Raw genomic sequence first — 16,841 nt, forward strand, 5'->3', positions numbered from 1 at the left:
CTCGACAGGTGAAACCTGTCAAGGTTGTGGTCTCATCCCATGAGTCGGACATGAGATCGATGGCCAAGAAGAAATCCCTGCTGCGCCTGGTCGCGGTGCTGGCCTTGGGCGCCTTGCCGTTCGCCGGACGCGCCTGGGTCTATCCCGAACACAGGCAACTCTCGATCCTGACGGTCCAGGGCCTCGACGGCGAACGCCGCGCGGTCTTCGACCGCCTGTGGCAGGAAGCCGGCGCCGGCCAGCAGCAGTTGTGCGCTGCGGGGGCCGACCGCGAACAGGGAACGGCGCCGACGTGCATCGACTGGGCGGCGCTGAGCGCCATCGCGGGCGACCACTCGTGTTCGAGCCGCGAGATGTTCGAAACGGCGCGCAGCGCGCCCTGGATCCTGCAGGTCGCGGACGTGGCCGCGCAGCTGAAGGAGGACCTCGCGCGCATCCCGGTGATGCCGCTGGTCGACCCGGCGCTCAAGCCCACCGATCTCGTCAACGAAGCCCAGCGCCTCATGACGAGCGAGGCGGCGCGGGCCCAGCGCGTGAACGCCCTGCGCACCGCCGACATCCGGCTGCAGCGCGCCGACGTGGAATACGTGACGCGCGCGGGATCCAACACCGCCCACTTCCTGCTCGCGCGGCCCGAGACGCAGATCGACCTGAACGACTATGCGGCCCTGACCTTGCGGGAAGGCTCGGAGATCAGCGCCGTCGGCGTCTACTCCTACTTCCACCTCAGCGCCTTGCAGAAGGCGAGCCGGCTGCGCAACGAACCGCAGCTCGCGCCGGCCGAACGGGCCGCGCTCGCCCGCGCAGTGCTGGCCGACGAGGCCTTCGCGCTCCACTTCCTGCAGGACGTCTTCGCCGCCGGCCACATCGCGGGGAACTGGGGCGATCGCTCCCAGCGCCAGGGCACGCACGACTACTACAACCAGAACGGGCTGGAAGTCTTCACGTGGGCGGGCGGCAGCCGGTCCATCGTGCTGCTGGGCGACGCCTACATGCGGCCCTCGGACGCCGAGGTCGCCGCGGCCACGCTGCGGACCAGCCTCCAGCAGGTGCTCGACCTGGCGGCCGGCAGGCCCGGCGGGCCCGCGTTCGGGCACGTGGCGGCGGCGCCAGCGGCACCCGATGCCTTCGACGTCTGCCGCAACAACACGCTGCCGCGCCGCGATCCGGGGCTGCAATTCACGCCGCAGCAGCGGCCCTTCTTCCAGGCCACCCTGGAGAACACGCCGGTGCCCGGCCTGGGTCCGGGTTTCGGCGCCTTGCCGCGCGCCCGCAGCGAGGTGGGTCCCTTCGTGGGGCTGGCCGGCACGATCGACGGCCGGGTCATCCACGCAGGCCTTGCCACGGTGCAGTCGGACCGGGGATTCATCTCGGGCCTGGACCTGTCGGTCCGCGGCGGCTTCGGCCTCGACGGCGTGATCAGCGAGGCGGGCGACGGCCTGGTCTACGCGTCGCTCGGATTGCGGTCCGATGCGCCCTCCACGAACCGGATCAGCGACAACTTTCCCGGCTCTTCGCCCGGCAGCCTCAGCGCCGCGATCCCGGCACGCACCGGGATCTCGATGCGCTTCCGTGCGCCCTTCTACCTGATCCCGGGCGACTTGCTGCTGGCGGCGCCGCTGTACTTCCTCGACCCGAAGACGTACATGCGCATGGCCGTCACCGCGGGCAACGGCGGCCTGATCCCCTGGCAACAGGGATGGGCCACCTCCATCGGGCGCTTCCAGGTGGTGCTCGGGCGGGAACTGGGGGTCGTCCTGTACGGCAAGTACAGGAACGACCAGCTCGTCGTGCCGCGCACCGACCCCGGCGGATCGGCACGGGTCGTGAACTTCAAGACGATTTCCTACGACCTTCCGGTCGTCGAGTACCGCCCCTACCGCTCCTTCTCCTCCAACCAGAGTTCGTCGGTCGTCTTCCAGCTGTTCGTCGGTGCCGACGTGCCGCGGTCCGCCACGACCGTGTTCCCTCCGGGCGCGCCGAATCCGGACCTCCGCACCGTGTGGTCGGTCGGCCTGCGGCTCGTGTTCGACTGGCGGTACTACTACAGCTACTGAAAGAGGTGGCACTCGTGCAGCCCTCACGCCGCTCCTCCCCTGTCCACGAATCACGCGCCCGTGCCGGCATCCACGCGATGGCGATCGCGGCGAGCCTGGCCCTCGGCGCGTGCACATCGCAGCCGCTGACGCCTTATTCGACCGACACGCCCCCGCTGATCCTCGTGCCGGCGGACACGGCCGGTGTCACGGACAAGCGCGGGCGCTTCCGCGAGATCTATTGCGCCGTGCTGCAGGCCCGCCAGCGCGAGGTGCCAGACTACCGGCCCTGCGACGACGCGCTGACGCGCGTCGGGACCGAACCTCCGGGCAGCGGCAAGCCGGTCGATCTCGGCCCTTCGAAGCGGCGGCTGGTGGCCGCGGCGGTGGCCGGCATCGGCTACGAGTGCTTCGAGCGCTGGCTGCAGCCGCCCGGGACCGTCGTGCAGCACGTGCGCCAGTTCGGCTACGACGCCATGTGGATGCGCGTCGATGCGCTATCGAGCACGAGCAACAACGCGCGCCAGATCCGCGATGCGATCATGGCGATGCCGGCGGAGCCGGGTGCGCCGCGGCTGGTGCTGATCGGGTATTCGAAGGGCGCGCCGGACATCCTGGATGCCGTCGTCGCGTACCCCGAGCTGCGCGCTCGCATCGCGGCCGTGGTCAGCGCCGCGGGCGCGGTCGGCGGGTCGGCGCTGGCGAACGACGCGGAGCAGTACCAGGCGGACCTGCTGCGGCACTTCCCGGGCTCCACCTGCGCCTCGGGCGACGGCGGTGCCGTGGCGAGCCTGCGGCCCGGGGTGAGGAAGGCGTGGCTCGCGAAGAACCCGCTGCCGCGGGAGGTGCGCTTCTACTCGCTGGTCACGTATCCGGACCCGCAGCGCATTTCGTCGATCCTGACGGGCAGTTACCGGAAGCTGTCGGCAATCGACGGGCGCAACGACAGCCAGGTGATCTTCTACGACCAGATCGTGGCGGGGAGCACGCTGGTGGGATATCTCAACGCGGACCATTGGGCGATGGCGGTGCCAATCGCGAGGGTGCACACGACGATCAGCTCGTTGTTCGTGACCCAGAACGCGTATCCGCGGGAGGCGTTGATGGAGGCACTCTTGCGGTTCCTCGAGGAGGACCTGGCCGGGCAGGCACAGTAGCGTCAGTCGGGCGTGCGCTGAGCGGCCTTGCCCGCGCTGACTGGAATCGAAGCGGTGAGTCGAGTCCACGGCCCAGCACCCTGCAGTCGCAGGGCGTGCGTGGCGCAGGTGCCTGGTGCGGCTTACGATACCGGTCCTTGGCACGAGGAGGTCGCATGCGACACGATTGCGATGGCCGCCGCCTTCCCATCAAGCTGGATTCAACCTCCAACGGCGAGGTCGCACCGATGCCGCTGGAGCCCGTGCACCTGCGCGCCAACGCGCTCGCCCACCGCGCGGCCGACGCCAACGCGAAGCGGCTCGGCCTCTCGCGCCGGCGCCTGCTGGTCTCCGCCGCGGGCGCGGCCGGCACCCTGCTCGCCTTCAACGAGGCCTACGCCGCGGCCGGGCGCACCGGCGGCTTCTACGAGATCGAGCCGACGGCGGCGCTGGACGTCGAGCAGGCGGCGCAGCGGCTCGGCTCGCGCGAATTCATCTTCGACGTGCAGGGCCATTTCGTCGGCAGGAACTGGCAGGGGCGCCACGGCCTCGGCGGCGTCGACCAGTTCGTGAAAGACGTGTTCCTCGACTCGGACACGGACATGATGGTGCTTTCCTTCATCCCGTCGCGGCGCGAGAACGAGTACCTGCCGATCGCGGAAGCCGCCGCGGTGCAGGAGATCGTGTCGCGCCTGCCGCGCGGCCAGCGCCTCCTGATCCACGGCCGCGTCAACCCGAACCAGCCCGGCGACATGGAGGACATAGCCGCGCTGGCCAGCCGATGGAAGGTGTCCGCCCTCAAGTGCTACACGCAATGGGGGCCGGACGGCCGCGGCTTCTTCCTCACCGACGACATCGGCGTGCGGATGATCGAGAAGGCGCGCGGCGTCGGCATCCGGACCATCTGCGTGCACAAGGGCTTGCCCTTCGGCCGGCAGTCGTACGAGCATTCGACCTGCGCCGACATCGGCCGCGTCGCGAAGATGTTCCCCGACGTGAACTTCCTGGTCTATCACGCGGGCTACGTGCAGACCGCGAAGGAAGGGCCGTACGATCCGACGCGCAGCGATGGCGTCGACCGGTTGATCCGCTCGGTCGAGGAAGCCGGCCTCGGCAAGGGCAGCAACGTCTACGGCGAACTCGGCAGCACCTGGCGCATGCTGATGCGCGACCCCGACCAGGCGGCGCACGTCGTCGGCAAGTTGGTGAAGCACCTGGGCGAGGGCAACGTGCTGTGGGGGTCGGACTCCATCTGGTACGGCTCCCCGCAGGACCAGATCCAGGCGTTCCGCACCTTCCAGATCTCGCGCGAATACCAGGAGAAGTTCGGCTACGCAGCGATGACCCCGCGGCTGCGGGCACGCATCTTCGGGCTCAACGGCGCGCAGGTGTACGGCCTCGACGTCGAGGAAGTCACCCGTCGCGCCGCCGCCGACGAGATGGGCCGAGCCCGCGCCGCGTACGAGCCCGATCCGCATTTCCTCACGTTCGGGCCGAAAACCCGGGCGCAGTTCCTGCGGTTGCGCGCCGCGCACGGCCACCAACCGGGGTAGAAGTGGAAGACCTGCGATGGCTGGCAGGGTCGTGTGTCGTCCGCCGCTGGCGGAATGCCGCACGCGCTATTGCGCGAGGATGAACAGAATCACCTTCTGCATCTCGGCGGGGGTGCCCTTGAACGCCTTGTGCTCTTCTTCCGTGCCGTCGTCGAGCTTGACCATGGGGTTGTCGGTCAGGTGCTTGACCAGCTTTTCTTCCGCGTCGGGCTTGCCCTTGTACTTCGCGGCCACCTTCTTGTACGAGGGCCCCTTCTTGTCCTTGTCGACCGCATGGCACTTCGTGCAATCGTTGGCCTTCAGCAGCTTGTTGGCGGCCGCGGCGTCGGCTGCGGCAGCGGGAAGAGCGTTCGCGGCAATGACAGCCGCGACGAGGGATGCGAATAGCGCCTTCATGCGTTCTCCTGACGAGAGTGAAGAAGGGCGCATGCAGAGAGCAATGCGGATGGCGCCACCCTTCACGACCTGGATGGGAGGAGACGGACCAAGCCGGCGAGAAAAGGCTGCGAGTCGAGCGAACGGCTGCAGCGGCCATCCCCGCTGGAATTCTCGGTGAACCCGGGACCGAATTGCAATCTCAAGACCCCACCGGCGTCCCGGTGCGCGGCACTTCGCCTTCTGTCCTACCGCGGGTGCTTCAGGCGAATGACTTGCGGGGGCTGGGATCGGCCTTGCTCGTCTGGTACGCAACTGGATGCGTCCGCGCCCACGCAGCACAAAGAGCCGGAGACAAGGTGTTGCGCCAGAGTGGTCGTCGTCGCGGAAAATGCCCGACCGCCGTGTGTCCCAGGATCTTCCGATGGTTTCCGATCCCTTCCGCCTGCGCAGCTTGCCCCGCGCCGAGGTGCACGTGCACCTCGAAGGCTGCTTCGAAGCCGCACTGCTCGAACAATGGGCGCGCCGCCACGGCGAGTCCTTGCCGCGTCCGGTCGACCGGCTGTTCCAGTTTCAGGGCCTGGCCGACTTCCTGGAATTCCTCGATTGGGCCTGCGGCCTGGTCCGCACGCGCGAGGAACTGGCCGAGGCCGCTTACGCCTTCAGCCTCCGCATGGACAACAGCGGAGCCGGGTACGCCGACCTGATCGTGAACCCGACCCACTGGCGTCAGTGGGTGACGCGCCTGCCGGCCATGGTCGATGCGCTGGACGCCGGCTTCCGCGCGGCGGAACAGGACGGCCTGCCGCGTGTCGGCCTGTGCGTCAGCCTGCTGCGCACTCAAACCGCCGAGGCTGCCGCCCAGGTGGTCGACGAGCTCGTGGCCCTGCGCCATCCGCGGGTGGTGGCGCTCTCGATCGACGGCAACGAGGCCGCGGCGGGCAGGACCGGACCTCGTTTCGCAGAAGCCTTCAAGCGCGCCGCCGCTGCCGGCCTGCGCCGGACCGTGCACGCCGGGGAGTCGAGCGGACCCGAGGGCGTGCGCGACGCCATCGAACTGCTCGGAGCGGAACGCATCGACCACGGGGTTCGCGCCATCGAGGACCCGGCGGTGGTCGCGCTGCTCGTCGACCGGCAGATCCCGCTCGGGATCTGCCCCAGCTCGAACCTCGTGCTCAAGGTGTATCCCTCGCTCGAGGACCATCCGATCGAGCGCCTGCGCAGGGCCGGCGTGCCGGTGTCGATCAACACCGACGATCCCGCGCTCCTGGACACCACGCTGGAACGCGAATATGCGCTGTGCGCGCAGACGTTCGGCTGGGACGATGCGGTATTGCGGGACCTTGCGCGCACGTCGATCGAGGCAAGCTTCGCGGATGCAGGGCTGAAGAGCGAATTGCTGGGACGGCTGGCGCGCTGGTGAGCGAGATGGGACGGAGCTCGCGCTCCCGAAGTCGACCTATGCACTGGCTCGGGGACGCGCTAACCTCGCACCGATGGCAACGCGCAAGAAAAAGCCGCCCCCGCTCGCCGGACCGGGCGCGCCCCTCGACCTCGCGCTGCAGGGTGGCGGCTCGCACGGTGCCTTCACCTGGGGCGTTCTCGACCGCCTGCTCGACGACCCGACGCTTGGCATCGACGGCGCCTGCGGCACCAGCGCGGGCGCGCTCAACGCGGCAGTGATGGCGACCGGCTGGGCTGAAGGCGGCCGCCCCGGAGCGAAGGCGGCCCTGCGTGCGTTCTGGCTCGACGTCGCCGAACAAGGCGGCTGCTTCGGCGGCGGCGCGTCGACGCAGAGCGGGATCGCCGCGTCCGACCTGGAGGGCACCCCGCTCTACTACTGGTCGCAGCAGTTCCTGCATGCGTTCAGCCCCTACCAGTTCAACCCTCTCGATATCAACCCGTTGCGCGAGGTGGTCCTGCGGCACGTCCGTGAGGAGGCGCTGCGCAAGGGGCCGCTGTCGGTGTTCGTCACCGCGACCGCAGTCCGCACTGGCCAGCCGCGAATCTTCCGCCGCGACGACCTGAGCATCGACGCGCTGCTGGCCTCGGCGTGCCTGCCCCAGCTCTTCCGCGCTGTCGTCGTCGATGGCGAGCCTTACTGGGACGGCGGCTATAGCGGCAACCCCGCGATCTGGCCGCTGATCTACGAGACCCCGGCGCTCGATGTGATGCTGGTGAAGATCAACCCGCTGGTGCGGCCCGAGACGCCCGACACGAGCGGAGAAATCGCCGACCGCGTCAACGAGATCACCTTCAACGCGTCCTTGGTATCGGAGATGCGGGCGATCTCCTTCGTGCAACGGCTGGTGCGCGAAGGGTGCCTGAGCGAAGGCGAGTACAAGGACCTGCGGCTGCACATGATTGCCGACGAACAGCACCTCGGACAGCTGCACCCTTCGAGCAAGCTCAATACCGAGCGCCGCTTTCTCGAAGCACTGTTCGACCTCGGCCACGCCGCGGCGCACGAATGGCTGGCCCGCCACCGGGCCGACATCGGTGTGCGCTCCACGTTCGACCCGGCCGAGACCTTCCTGGCGCCGCGATCGGTGCCCTGACGCGAGGACGACGATCCCCGTTGGTCCTCGTCGCTCCGCTTCGGCTCACTCGTCAGAAGCAGGTCGCAGACCGCACCGATGGCATGACCGCTACGGTACGGGAGCAGGACGGCTCGTCCTGATCGGCGGCCCTGGCCGGCGTTGCCGCCGTCCGCGACCGTCCATCGCCCCCTCGTGTAACACTGCTTTGCACCCTGGATCTCTCCACCTATGAATGAGCCGCGGAGTCGCCATCCCGGATGACTCCCCACCGGAGGAGACATCCGAATGTGCAAACTGTGCGATCAGGGACAACCGCAGGACCATTCCGATTCACCGCGCGCTTCGGTCAGCCGTTCACGGCGCGATTTCCTGAAGGCCGGGGCGGCGGGGACCGCTGCCGCGGCGGCCGGGCTGGGCCTGTTCGCCGAGCGCGCTGCTGCAGCGCAGGGTGACGATGATCCTCCCGGGGATAGCGGCCGCTCCGGACGCCGTTATGTCATCAAGGGCGGCCACGTCATGTCCATGGACCCGAACGTGGGCGATTTCGTCCAGGCCGATGTGCTGGTCGAAGGAAAGAAGATCCTCGCCGTCGGACCGCACCTGCCCTCGTTCGGCACCCCGATCGACGCCCGCGGCAAGATCGTGATGCCGGGGTTCGTCGATACCCACCACCACCAGTTCGAGACCGCGTTGCGCAGCTTCCTGGCCGACGGCCTGCTGCTCAACGACGGCAAACCGCACGGGGCCATCAACTACTTCGACTACATCCTCGGCAAGTTCGCTCCGGTGTACCGGCCGCAGGACGTCTACATCAACGAGGTGTTCGGTGCGCTCAGCCAGATCGACGCGGGTGTCACGACGGTGCACGACGTCTCCCAGATCCACCACTCTCCGCAGCACTCCGACGCCGCGATCAAGGGCCTGGCCGACTCGGGCCGGCGCAGCGTGTTCGGCTACTTCGAGAGCGCGGGCAATGTCCCCGGCAACCGGTATCCAGCCGATGCTGCCCGCATCAAGTCGCAGTACTTCAGCTCCGACGACCAGCTCCTGTCCATGATCATGGGCGGCGAGATCTACTTGCCAGGCTTCGAGGCGGCCTGGACCGTCGGGCGTCAGCTCGGCCTGCAGGTGGCAGCGCACATCGTGGGCCCCTTCGGCATGGCGCCGACCTTCGATGCGCTCGCCGCGTCGAACCAGTTCGGCCCCGACAACCTGTTCATCCACATGACCGGGATGTCCGACATGAGCTGGCAGAAGGTGAAGGATGCCGGCGCCGCCGTCTCGCTCGCCGTCCCGATCGAGATGAACATGCGCCACGGCATGCCGCCCATCCTCAAGACGCTGTCACTGGGCATCCAGCCCTCGCTGAGCGTGGACGTGGAATGCACCCTGACGGCGGACATGTTCACCCAGATGCGCAGCGCCATGGCCTTGCAGAAGGCCTTCATCAACCAGATGGCCTTGGAGCAGAACAACCCACCCAGCCTGCCGGAACTGCTGACCACGCGCGATGTGCTGCGCTTTGCCACGATGGAGGGCGCGCGCGACCTGCGGCTCGATCGCAAGACCGGCTCGCTCACGCCCGGCAAGGAGGCCGACATCATCATCCTCGACGCCGAGGCGATCAACGTGGCGCCGCTCAACGTCGTGCCGGGTGCGGTGGTCTCGCTGATGGAACGCTCCAACGTCGAGACCGTGATCGTCGCCGGCAAGGTGCGCAAGTGGAAGGGCAGGTTGCTCGACGTCGACCTGCGCCGGCTGCGCCGGGACCTGGAAGCCTCGCGCGACTACCTCTTCAACGCGGCGAACATCCCGCAGAACCTCTTCCGTCCCAACTGAGACATCGCGCGGCGCGTTCTTACACAGCCTCGACCGAAAACGGCCGCAACTCCGAAGTGGCTCCGGCTAGGAGGCATTTCCGTCAGCCATGGCCCCAAGGTACGTGCTTCACTGCGGCAGGTGATGGCTGCTCGTGGCCGGCTGCTGCCGTGGGCCACGAAGCCGAGTGGCAGCAGCCTCCTGTACGAGCGAGCCAATTCGGAGCACAACACGCTCAAACTCTTGGAAGGCCACGTGCACGACCTGCTGCGCGACCCGAACAGGGGACGCGTCAAGCACTGCCTTGGAAGCCGCCTCCAGCTTCCTGGGTCACCTACGCAGTAACACCGCTCGACTCGAGACGCGAAGCGAGTGGCTCACTACCCACGGCCGCCGCCATAGCCCCCACCTCCGCCCCTACGGCCACTGCCGCCGCCATAGCCACCGCCCCCACCAGAGCGGCCGCCACCACCGAAACCACCTGGGCGCTCCTCCTTGGGGCGTGCCTCGTTCACATTCAGCGCGCGGCCGCCAACCTGCTTGCCGTTCATACCGTTGATCGCGGCCTGGGCCTCGGCGTCGGAGCCCATCTCCACGAAGGCGAAGCCCTTGGATTGGCCGGTGTCGCGGTCCATCATGACCTTGACGGAGCTCACCGTGCCGAACTCGGCAAAGAGTTGCTGCAGATCGTCGTCGCGCACGGAATACGCCAAGTTGCCGACGTAGAGTTTGTTGCCCACGGTGAGTGCCTTTCGAAGAAACCACCCATCGTAGTGCAGGTCCAGGGCCTCGGCCAGCCACGTCAAGGGCTCACGCTTACCCAGCAGTTCGATACGTGGTCCTGGCGAGCTCTGCTCTACCGCGATACCGGTCGCGGTAAATGCAACGCGGCGGCAATTCGCCCAGCGCGTCACGAGCCGGTTCCGCGGCCGCGCGTTTGGCCTCCTAGGCGCGCATGACAGCGCACATTTCGTTCGCATAGGCTTTCGATTCCTGCGCGCATCCATGACGCCCTTGCCTCCGAGGTGTTGTGTGCTCGCATGACAACATCCGAGGGCCGTCCGAGCGGTGACGAAGAGGCGTGGCTTCGGTGATTGCATTCTCTTGCTAGGTCCAGGGGCAGCCCACGGAGGACCGCTCTTGGCCGGACCCTGCCGCTCCCCCGAATGGACCGCGAGGGACGGCATCGATGGCAAGCGGCCGACGTGACCCACTGGGCTACCCAGCAAGACCGTAAGCCCGTGATACCCGCCACTGTGCTGCCGACCGCGCAGCGTCGTATGCCGCTCTGATGCCGCGGCGCGCAGTGCTGGCGGGATTACCTGTCGCCGTGGCTTACGTCGAAGCTGTAGGCACGCAGACAGCGCCGGCTCCGTCGTGAGCGGCACTTCTCTCTCTTCGCGCAGAATCAGCTCATCTCGTGTAGCACGGCTGCAATGGGTCTAACTGAGACACGACGTGGTCCAGGCGGGGTCGGGAACCGAGGGCGCACTTCCGTGCGCCCTCCTCGCCCCGCTCGGGCATCTCTGTGCAGCAGCGCAGCAGGGGTGTTCGCCGCCCTACTGCACGTTGGCCGTCACCGATGAATTGGCTTTGATCGTGAACGTGCAGCTCTTCGCCTTGTTGCCGCCGCTCGAGCAGCTGCCGGACCAGATCACGTCGCGATTGTTGGTTGCACTCAGCGTGATCACGGTGTTCGCCGCAAAACTGGCCGCGCTGAGCGTCCCGACCTTCGCATTGACTCCCGCCGGGCTCGATACCACGCCCTCGCCACCGCGGCCCGTGGCCTGCACCGTCAGCGTCACGCCGGCGGGCGGCGGCGGCGCCGTCGCGGTGATGGTCAACGTCCCCGCTCGGCTCACCCCGTTGTAGCTCCCGGTCACCGTCGCAGTGGTATTGGCGCCCACCGGCGTGGTCGAAACGCTGAAGGTCGCCGTCGTGGCGCCTTGCGGCACCGTCACGCTGGCAGGTACGCTGGCCACCAGGGAGTTGTTGAGAAGGCTCACGAGTGCCCCACCCGCCGGCGCTGCCGCGGTCAGCGTCACGATCCCGGTAGACGACGTGCCGCCCACCACGCTGGCCGGATTGAACAGGAGCGACGAGAGCACCGCGGGTGAATTGAGGGCGCCTGCGTCGTAGCGGGTCAGCGCGAAGACTCCCAGGGAACGGCTGGGATCGAATGCAGACCCTGCGGCCACGATCCTGCCGTCGCCCTGTACGGCGAGCGCGTACGCCTCGTTCTGGGACCCCAGGACGTTGGTGATCACCCTGCCCGCGTTCCCGAAGCCCAGGTCGACCGAGCCATCGCTGTTGAAACGTGCGAGCGAGAAGACGTCGAAGCCGGTCGACCCATCGACGCCCCAACTCACCGCGAGGATCTTCCCATCGGGCTGGAGAGCGGCTGCCAGGCTCCTTTGATAACCGAATGAAAAGGACAGCGTTGTCTTGCCGCCACCGCCGAAGCTGGTATCCAGGCTGCCGTCGGGATTGAAACGGGCGAGCGCATAGAGGTCGGTCCCGAATCCGGAAGGAAGCACCAGGCCCGCGACCACGAGCTTGCCGTCGCCCTGCAGGAGGAGCGCCCAGCCAACGTCGTTCACGCCGAAGAAGTCGGTCGTCACCTTGCCGCCGGTCCCGAAGCTCGCATCCAGGCTGCCATCGGCGTTGTAGCGCGCCACCGCAAATTGAACGTTGGCCCCGCCGGGGTCGGCCCAGCCGCTCGCCACGATTTTGCCGTCCGCTTGCACCGCAACCCCGGTAGCGCCGTCATCGAAGCCGAAGAAACTCGTGGTCAGCTTGCCGCCTGTGCCGAAGCTGGCGTCCAGGCTGCCATCGACGCTGTACCGCGCCAGCGCGAACCGCCTGCCGATTCCGTCGTGGGTGTACCCCGCGACCACGATTCGGCCGTCGGCCTGAAGCGCTACCGACGTGGCTATGTTTTCCGTGCCGAAGAAATCGGTGCTCACGACGCCGGCCGTGCCGAAACCGCTGTCCAGCCTACCGTCGGGGTTGTAGCGAACCAGCGTGAAACGGGTGTTCGCGTTCGCTGCGTTCACTTCGGCGGAGCCCGCCGCAACGATCTTGCCGTCAGGCTGCACCACGACGGCGTACGCGTAGTCCTCGCCGCCGCCGATGTCCTTGGTCACCTTGCCAACGCCGCCGAAGCTGGTGTCCAGGCTGCCGTTGACGTTGTAGCGGGCGAGCGCGAAGTCGCTGCCACTGCTGGCGCCGTTTTGTGGAGAGCGGAAAGCGGTGCCCGCCGCGACGATCTTGCCGTTCGGCTGCACCGCAACCGCATACACGGTCGCGCCGTCGCCGGGTCGCGTGGAGAACGGCGTCGTCACCTTGCCAACGCCGCCGAATGTGGGATCCAGGTCGCCCGGGGCAGCCCACGCACTGCTTGCACAGGCTAGAAAGAGGGCGGCAGTGCCCAGGAACGCCATGACTGCAGCTCGGTAGGCAGTGAGGACGGCGAGCGCCATGACCGTCAGCCAATGTACAACACCGCTGTTTGACAGGTGGGGGGATCTCATCGTGTGGGCTCCAAGGATTGCCCGCAAGGTGCGGGGGTTGTCTGAATGTGTGCGAGGCCTTCTGGAACGTGCTTGCGGCGGCGGGCGTCGGCCCCTCGGCTCGGACGTCGTCGTTTTTGTCCGGCGGTGACTTCGGCCATGACGGCCTCGTTCAACGCTCCGCCGGCTGTCGCAGGTGGCGCTCCACCAGCGCGCATCACGCGCCCGATCAGCGCCTTCAGAACTTCGGAAAAGGGCGCGCTGCGGGGGGCAATCTCCGCGTGGTTTTGCGTGGTGCTGTTTGCTCGCATGACGGCTTCGGGGGGCATGCTATGTCTCGCACAACATGCGAGACAGGCCCGATGGTGCTGAAGCCGCTGCCCCGAATCGGTTGGAGTTGCGCGATCAATGCGCTCGAGCGTTACAGAACGTGGAAAGTCGCTTGCGATTGCTACGTGAGCGCAACATGGCGGGCTCGGGTCGTATGCGCTTTTGGTCCCAGCTTTGCGGCCAGGTGCGGCCGGAGGCGCCACCGTGATGGCGCTACGCTTCGGCGGCGAAGCTTTCCGACGGCTTCACGCGCTGCGGCAGCGAGCTTGGTGCGCTGCATGCCGTTGCATGCGACGCACGGGGCAGCCGGGTGATTCTTGGCGCCGTCTCTCGCCATTTGTGACGAGTGCATAAAGAAGCGAACGGCGATGTCGTTGTACAGACTTGTGTCTCGACTTGTCCGATGCGCGTGCGCGTGCCTGCCCGCGGACATTCCTGGGAAACCCTTGAGTTTTTCCTAAGCAGTTCGTTAGCATTGGGGCGAATCAGCGCGCTTTGCTACAGGTTCTAGCAGCCACCCTCGGAGGCGGAGCCAAGCCGCTTCACTCGCTCTCGGGGGCGACGAGATGGCGATGCCGAGTGCGGCGGAAAGTACACAAACCCGGCTGAGCGCCACGGTGAGCATCGCCATCGCGCAGGAGCTCGGGCAGCGCTTCCACGCCCAATATGGGACCGACGGGTTGGCCGATGGCCGCCAGCGCACGCAACAAGCCCCCAATGGAAGGCCTACGCCCAAGCCTGCGTGCATACCTGACTGAACTCCGGCAGTAAGGCATCGTGACCCACGATGCCAGTCTAAGGTCGCGCACGGACAGGTCTGCGTCCGCGAGGAGCTTGCGCAGCTGCGCCTCGGTCGGCGGCGTCTTCAGGTACTCGAACACCTCGGGCTCAATGCCGGCGTGCCGGACGATCGCAAGCGTTTTGCCCGACGTTCCACAGCCAGGGCCTTGGTAGATGGTGACTTCGGGCATCGATGGGCTATCTGCGCGACGCCTGCTCATGGCCGGTTTCTGCGCTCGGTGGCATCGTGCTCCGGACGAGGACTGATCCGGTCTCGGCAACAAACGCCCCAAGCAGCCGTGCTGGCACGTGGACTGATTCGGTCAGACGAATTCCTGACCCGATTTGATGGAGCCAAGGATTCCGCAGTTCCCGCGTTTCTCGCAACATCAGCATAGCCGCACCACTCTGGGGGCGCGATCGACTGGGCACGCCACGGGCCTCGCCTCAGCGCCCCACGGGAACAACTTCGCCGGAACCTCAGATGGTGGCCTCGTCCATGCTCAAGAACCGGAGCGCTTCCTTTTCGATGTCGTAGTCGTAGAGCGATCGGCGCAGCACCGCGATGTTTGCGATTTCCCGATCACGTTGACCCAGGTCCGCGTACCTGGAGTCATAGCGCAGCCCGTTCTTGCGGGATTCAGCCTGCACCATGGAAGTCCGCGGACGACGCAGTTCCTCGTACCTCTTGAGGGCATCTTCCACCGAAGCATCTTGCCCGCAGGCTTGCAGGATCACTGCCAGGGCCGTGCCATCCTCGATGGCCTGATTGGCGCCCTGGCCAAGGTGCGGAAGCATCGGATGGGCGGCGTCGCCGAGCAATGCCAGGCGCCCGTTCACCCACTTGCCTAGCGGCTTGCGATCGTTGAGGCCCCACCAGAAGCAGGTCTCGACCTTCTCCAGCAGATAGGTGACACGCGGGTCCCAGCCGGCAAACGACGCGGCGAGCTCGTCGCGGTCGCCGACGGCGGACCAGGACTCTGCCGTCTGGCTGGGGGTTGGCACGAAGCCGACATAGTTCAACAACTCGCCGCCGCGCACAGGGAACACCATGAAGTGCTTGCCATCACCCATCCAGATCTGGTGGGCCTCGCGCCGCCACTCGGGCAGTCTGTCCGCGGCAATCAGTCCGCGATAGGCCCGGAATCCGGAGTATTCGGGCGCCGAGGGTTCCACCACGTGCTTCTGCAGGACCGAGTGGATGCCGTCGGCCGCGATCACGACATCGGCGTGCGTCACGTTGCCATTCTCGAAGGCCAGATGGGCTCCGGCCTCGTCCTGGCTGAAGCCGATGCATCTGTGGCCGGTATGGATTGCGTTCGCGGGAAGCGCATCGGCCAGCACCTTCAGGATGTCCGCCCGGTGCATGCCGTACATTCCGTTCCAGCCGCTGGAGTCGGTGGTCAGGACCTTGCCGACGACGGAGCCGTCCATGCGGTAGTACTCGGATCCGGCGCCTACCTTGGCACCGACGCGAGCAAGCGCAGGGCCCAGGCCCATGCGTTCCAGCTGCCGCAGGCTATTGGGATAGACAAAGATGCCGGCCCCTACCTCGCGCAGAACGCCCGACTGTTCATACACCGCGACGCTGATCCCGCGATGGTGCAAGGCCGCGGCCGCAGCCAGGCCGCCCATGCCACCGCCCACGATGGCTACATGAATACGCTTCGACATCACGACATCCCCTTTCATATTGCATTCCTGGCCTTGGGGCCGAGCAACTCGCTCACGGATCGGAACTCGTTGGAAATTTCTGCGGACAGTGCACGGCTCGAACCCCACTCCTGGATGATCCCGGCCGGCAGCAATTGGGCCGAGATGCCCGCATTGCGGGTGACTTGTTCCAGGGCGGGGACGAGCCTGTCGACCACCGTCTTGGGCACACCGGCGGGCATGAAGAAGCCGAACCACACGCCCAGGATGTCGGCCTTGTAGCCCAGCTGGCGCAGCGTCGGTACGTCAGGGAATTCGGGGAACGGCGAGGAGATCGCCAATGCGCGCAGGCTGCCGCTGCGCAGATGCGTGCTCACCGCGCCCAACGCCAGGATCACGCCCTCGATGTGGCCGCCGAGGAGATCGGTGATGGCGGGTGCCGCGCCCTTGTAGTTGACCGAACTCAGCGTGGCACCGGTGGCCGCGTTGATCAACTGAACGCTGACGTCACCCACGGAGCCGGGCCCGGCATTGCCGACACGGACGCCGTTGGGAGCCCTGGATGCGTGCCCGATCATCTCTTTCAAGGTCTTGAAGGGCGCATCCTTGTGGACCACCAGCACGGACGGGCTGCGGCTCGTCAACGCCAGCGGCGTCAGCTCTTTCAACGGATCGTAGTTGGCGGCCGCAGGCTCGAGGACGCGCCGAATCGTCAGCGGGCTGTTTTGGGCATACAGCAGCGTGTATCCATCCTTCGGGGCATGGATGACGGACTGCGTCCCCAGCCAGCCCCCGGCACCTGGGCGGTTGACCACCGTGACCGCCGTGTCCAGCAGGCGCGAAAGCTCCTGCCCCATGAGGCGCGCGGCGCGGTCGGCAGCGTCTCCCGCGGCCAGGGGCGTGACCAGGCTGATCGGCGCCTGTGGATAGTCGTTGGCACGCGCCAGCAGGGGCGCCGCCAGAAGCGATCCGAACCCCAGAATTTCTCGTCTCTTCATCATTTGTCAGCGCCCTTGAAAATTGCGGAAGATCGGCACGAAGGTGCGCCTACCCGATGCGCACCCGGCAATCAAGGGGGTGCATCAACGTTTCGGCGAATTCTGGGGAG

The 16,841-nt window shown here is 67.1% G+C and carries 11 protein-coding genes and 1 pseudogene; 6 read left to right on the forward strand and 6 right to left on the reverse strand.

Annotated features, from left to right (window positions below; translation table 11 throughout):
• Window positions 1–50 precede the first annotated feature (50 nt).
• The 3 genes from JJ685_RS02830 (at window position 51) to JJ685_RS02840 (ending at window position 4,725) form a co-directional block, all read left to right on the forward strand.
• The gene (locus JJ685_RS02830; protein ID WP_201672648.1) at window positions 51–2,057 is read left to right on the forward strand and encodes a hypothetical protein; all 2,007 of its coding nucleotides are present in this window, start codon (window positions 51–53) and stop codon (window positions 2,055–2,057) included.
• A 77-nt stretch (window positions 2,058–2,134) separates the two neighbouring features.
• A complete protein-coding gene (locus JJ685_RS02835) occupies window positions 2,135–3,193 on the forward strand; it encodes a hypothetical protein (protein ID WP_201673673.1) in 1,059 nt (352 codons plus the stop codon).
• Window positions 3,194–3,348: 155 nt separating this feature from the next.
• Complete coding sequence (locus JJ685_RS02840; protein ID WP_201672649.1) at window positions 3,349–4,725, forward strand: amidohydrolase family protein; 1,377 nt, start codon at window positions 3,349–3,351, stop codon at window positions 4,723–4,725.
• 66 nt (window positions 4,726–4,791) lie between these two features.
• Here JJ685_RS02840 and JJ685_RS02845 read toward each other — a convergent pair whose 3' ends face one another.
• Window positions 4,792–5,121, reverse strand: a complete 330-nt coding sequence (locus JJ685_RS02845; RefSeq protein ID WP_201672650.1) for a c-type cytochrome — start codon at window positions 5,119–5,121, stop codon at window positions 4,792–4,794.
• A 370-nt stretch (window positions 5,122–5,491) separates the two neighbouring features.
• Here JJ685_RS02845 and add point away from each other — a divergent pair, with 370 nt between their 5' ends.
• The 3 genes from add (at window position 5,492) to JJ685_RS02860 (ending at window position 9,479) form a co-directional block, all read left to right on the forward strand.
• A complete protein-coding gene (add, locus tag JJ685_RS02850) occupies window positions 5,492–6,523 on the forward strand; it encodes an adenosine deaminase (RefSeq protein WP_236598660.1) in 1,032 nt (343 codons plus the stop codon).
• 73 nt (window positions 6,524–6,596) lie between these two features.
• Window positions 6,597–7,658 carry a patatin-like phospholipase family protein gene (locus JJ685_RS02855; protein WP_201672651.1) on the forward strand — a complete coding sequence of 354 codons (1,062 nt, stop codon included), beginning with the start codon at window positions 6,597–6,599 and terminating at the stop codon, window positions 7,656–7,658.
• Window positions 7,659–7,925: 267 nt separating this feature from the next.
• The gene (locus JJ685_RS02860; protein WP_201672652.1) at window positions 7,926–9,479 is read left to right on the forward strand and encodes an amidohydrolase family protein; all 1,554 of its coding nucleotides are present in this window, start codon (window positions 7,926–7,928) and stop codon (window positions 9,477–9,479) included.
• Window positions 9,480–9,841: 362 nt separating this feature from the next.
• Here JJ685_RS02860 and JJ685_RS02865 read toward each other — a convergent pair.
• From JJ685_RS02865 to JJ685_RS02885, 5 genes and pseudogenes are all read right to left on the reverse strand, one after another.
• A pseudogene (locus JJ685_RS02865) lies at window positions 9,842–10,198 on the reverse strand (RNA recognition motif domain-containing protein); the annotation flags it as partial.
• 819 nt (window positions 10,199–11,017) lie between these two features.
• On the reverse strand, window positions 11,018–12,940 hold the full coding sequence (locus JJ685_RS02870; RefSeq protein ID WP_201672653.1) for a delta-60 repeat domain-containing protein: 1,923 nt from the start codon (window positions 12,938–12,940) through the stop codon (window positions 11,018–11,020).
• A gap of 902 nt (window positions 12,941–13,842) precedes the next feature.
• Complete coding sequence (locus tag JJ685_RS02875; RefSeq protein ID WP_201672654.1) at window positions 13,843–14,271, reverse strand: thioredoxin domain-containing protein; 429 nt, start codon at window positions 14,269–14,271, stop codon at window positions 13,843–13,845.
• Between the two features lie 289 nt (window positions 14,272–14,560).
• Window positions 14,561–15,772, reverse strand: coding sequence for an FAD-dependent monooxygenase (locus JJ685_RS02880; RefSeq protein WP_201672655.1), 1,212 nt, complete (start codon window positions 15,770–15,772; stop codon window positions 14,561–14,563).
• A complete protein-coding gene (locus JJ685_RS02885; RefSeq protein ID WP_201672656.1) occupies window positions 15,769–16,734 on the reverse strand; it encodes a tripartite tricarboxylate transporter substrate binding protein in 966 nt (321 codons plus the stop codon). The genes JJ685_RS02880 and JJ685_RS02885 overlap by 4 nt, the downstream gene beginning before the upstream one ends.
• Window positions 16,735–16,841 lie beyond the last annotated feature (107 nt).

Source organism: Ramlibacter monticola, from assembly GCF_016722785.1.
Classification (GTDB): Bacteria; Pseudomonadota; Gammaproteobacteria; order Burkholderiales; family Burkholderiaceae_C; genus Ramlibacter; species Ramlibacter monticola.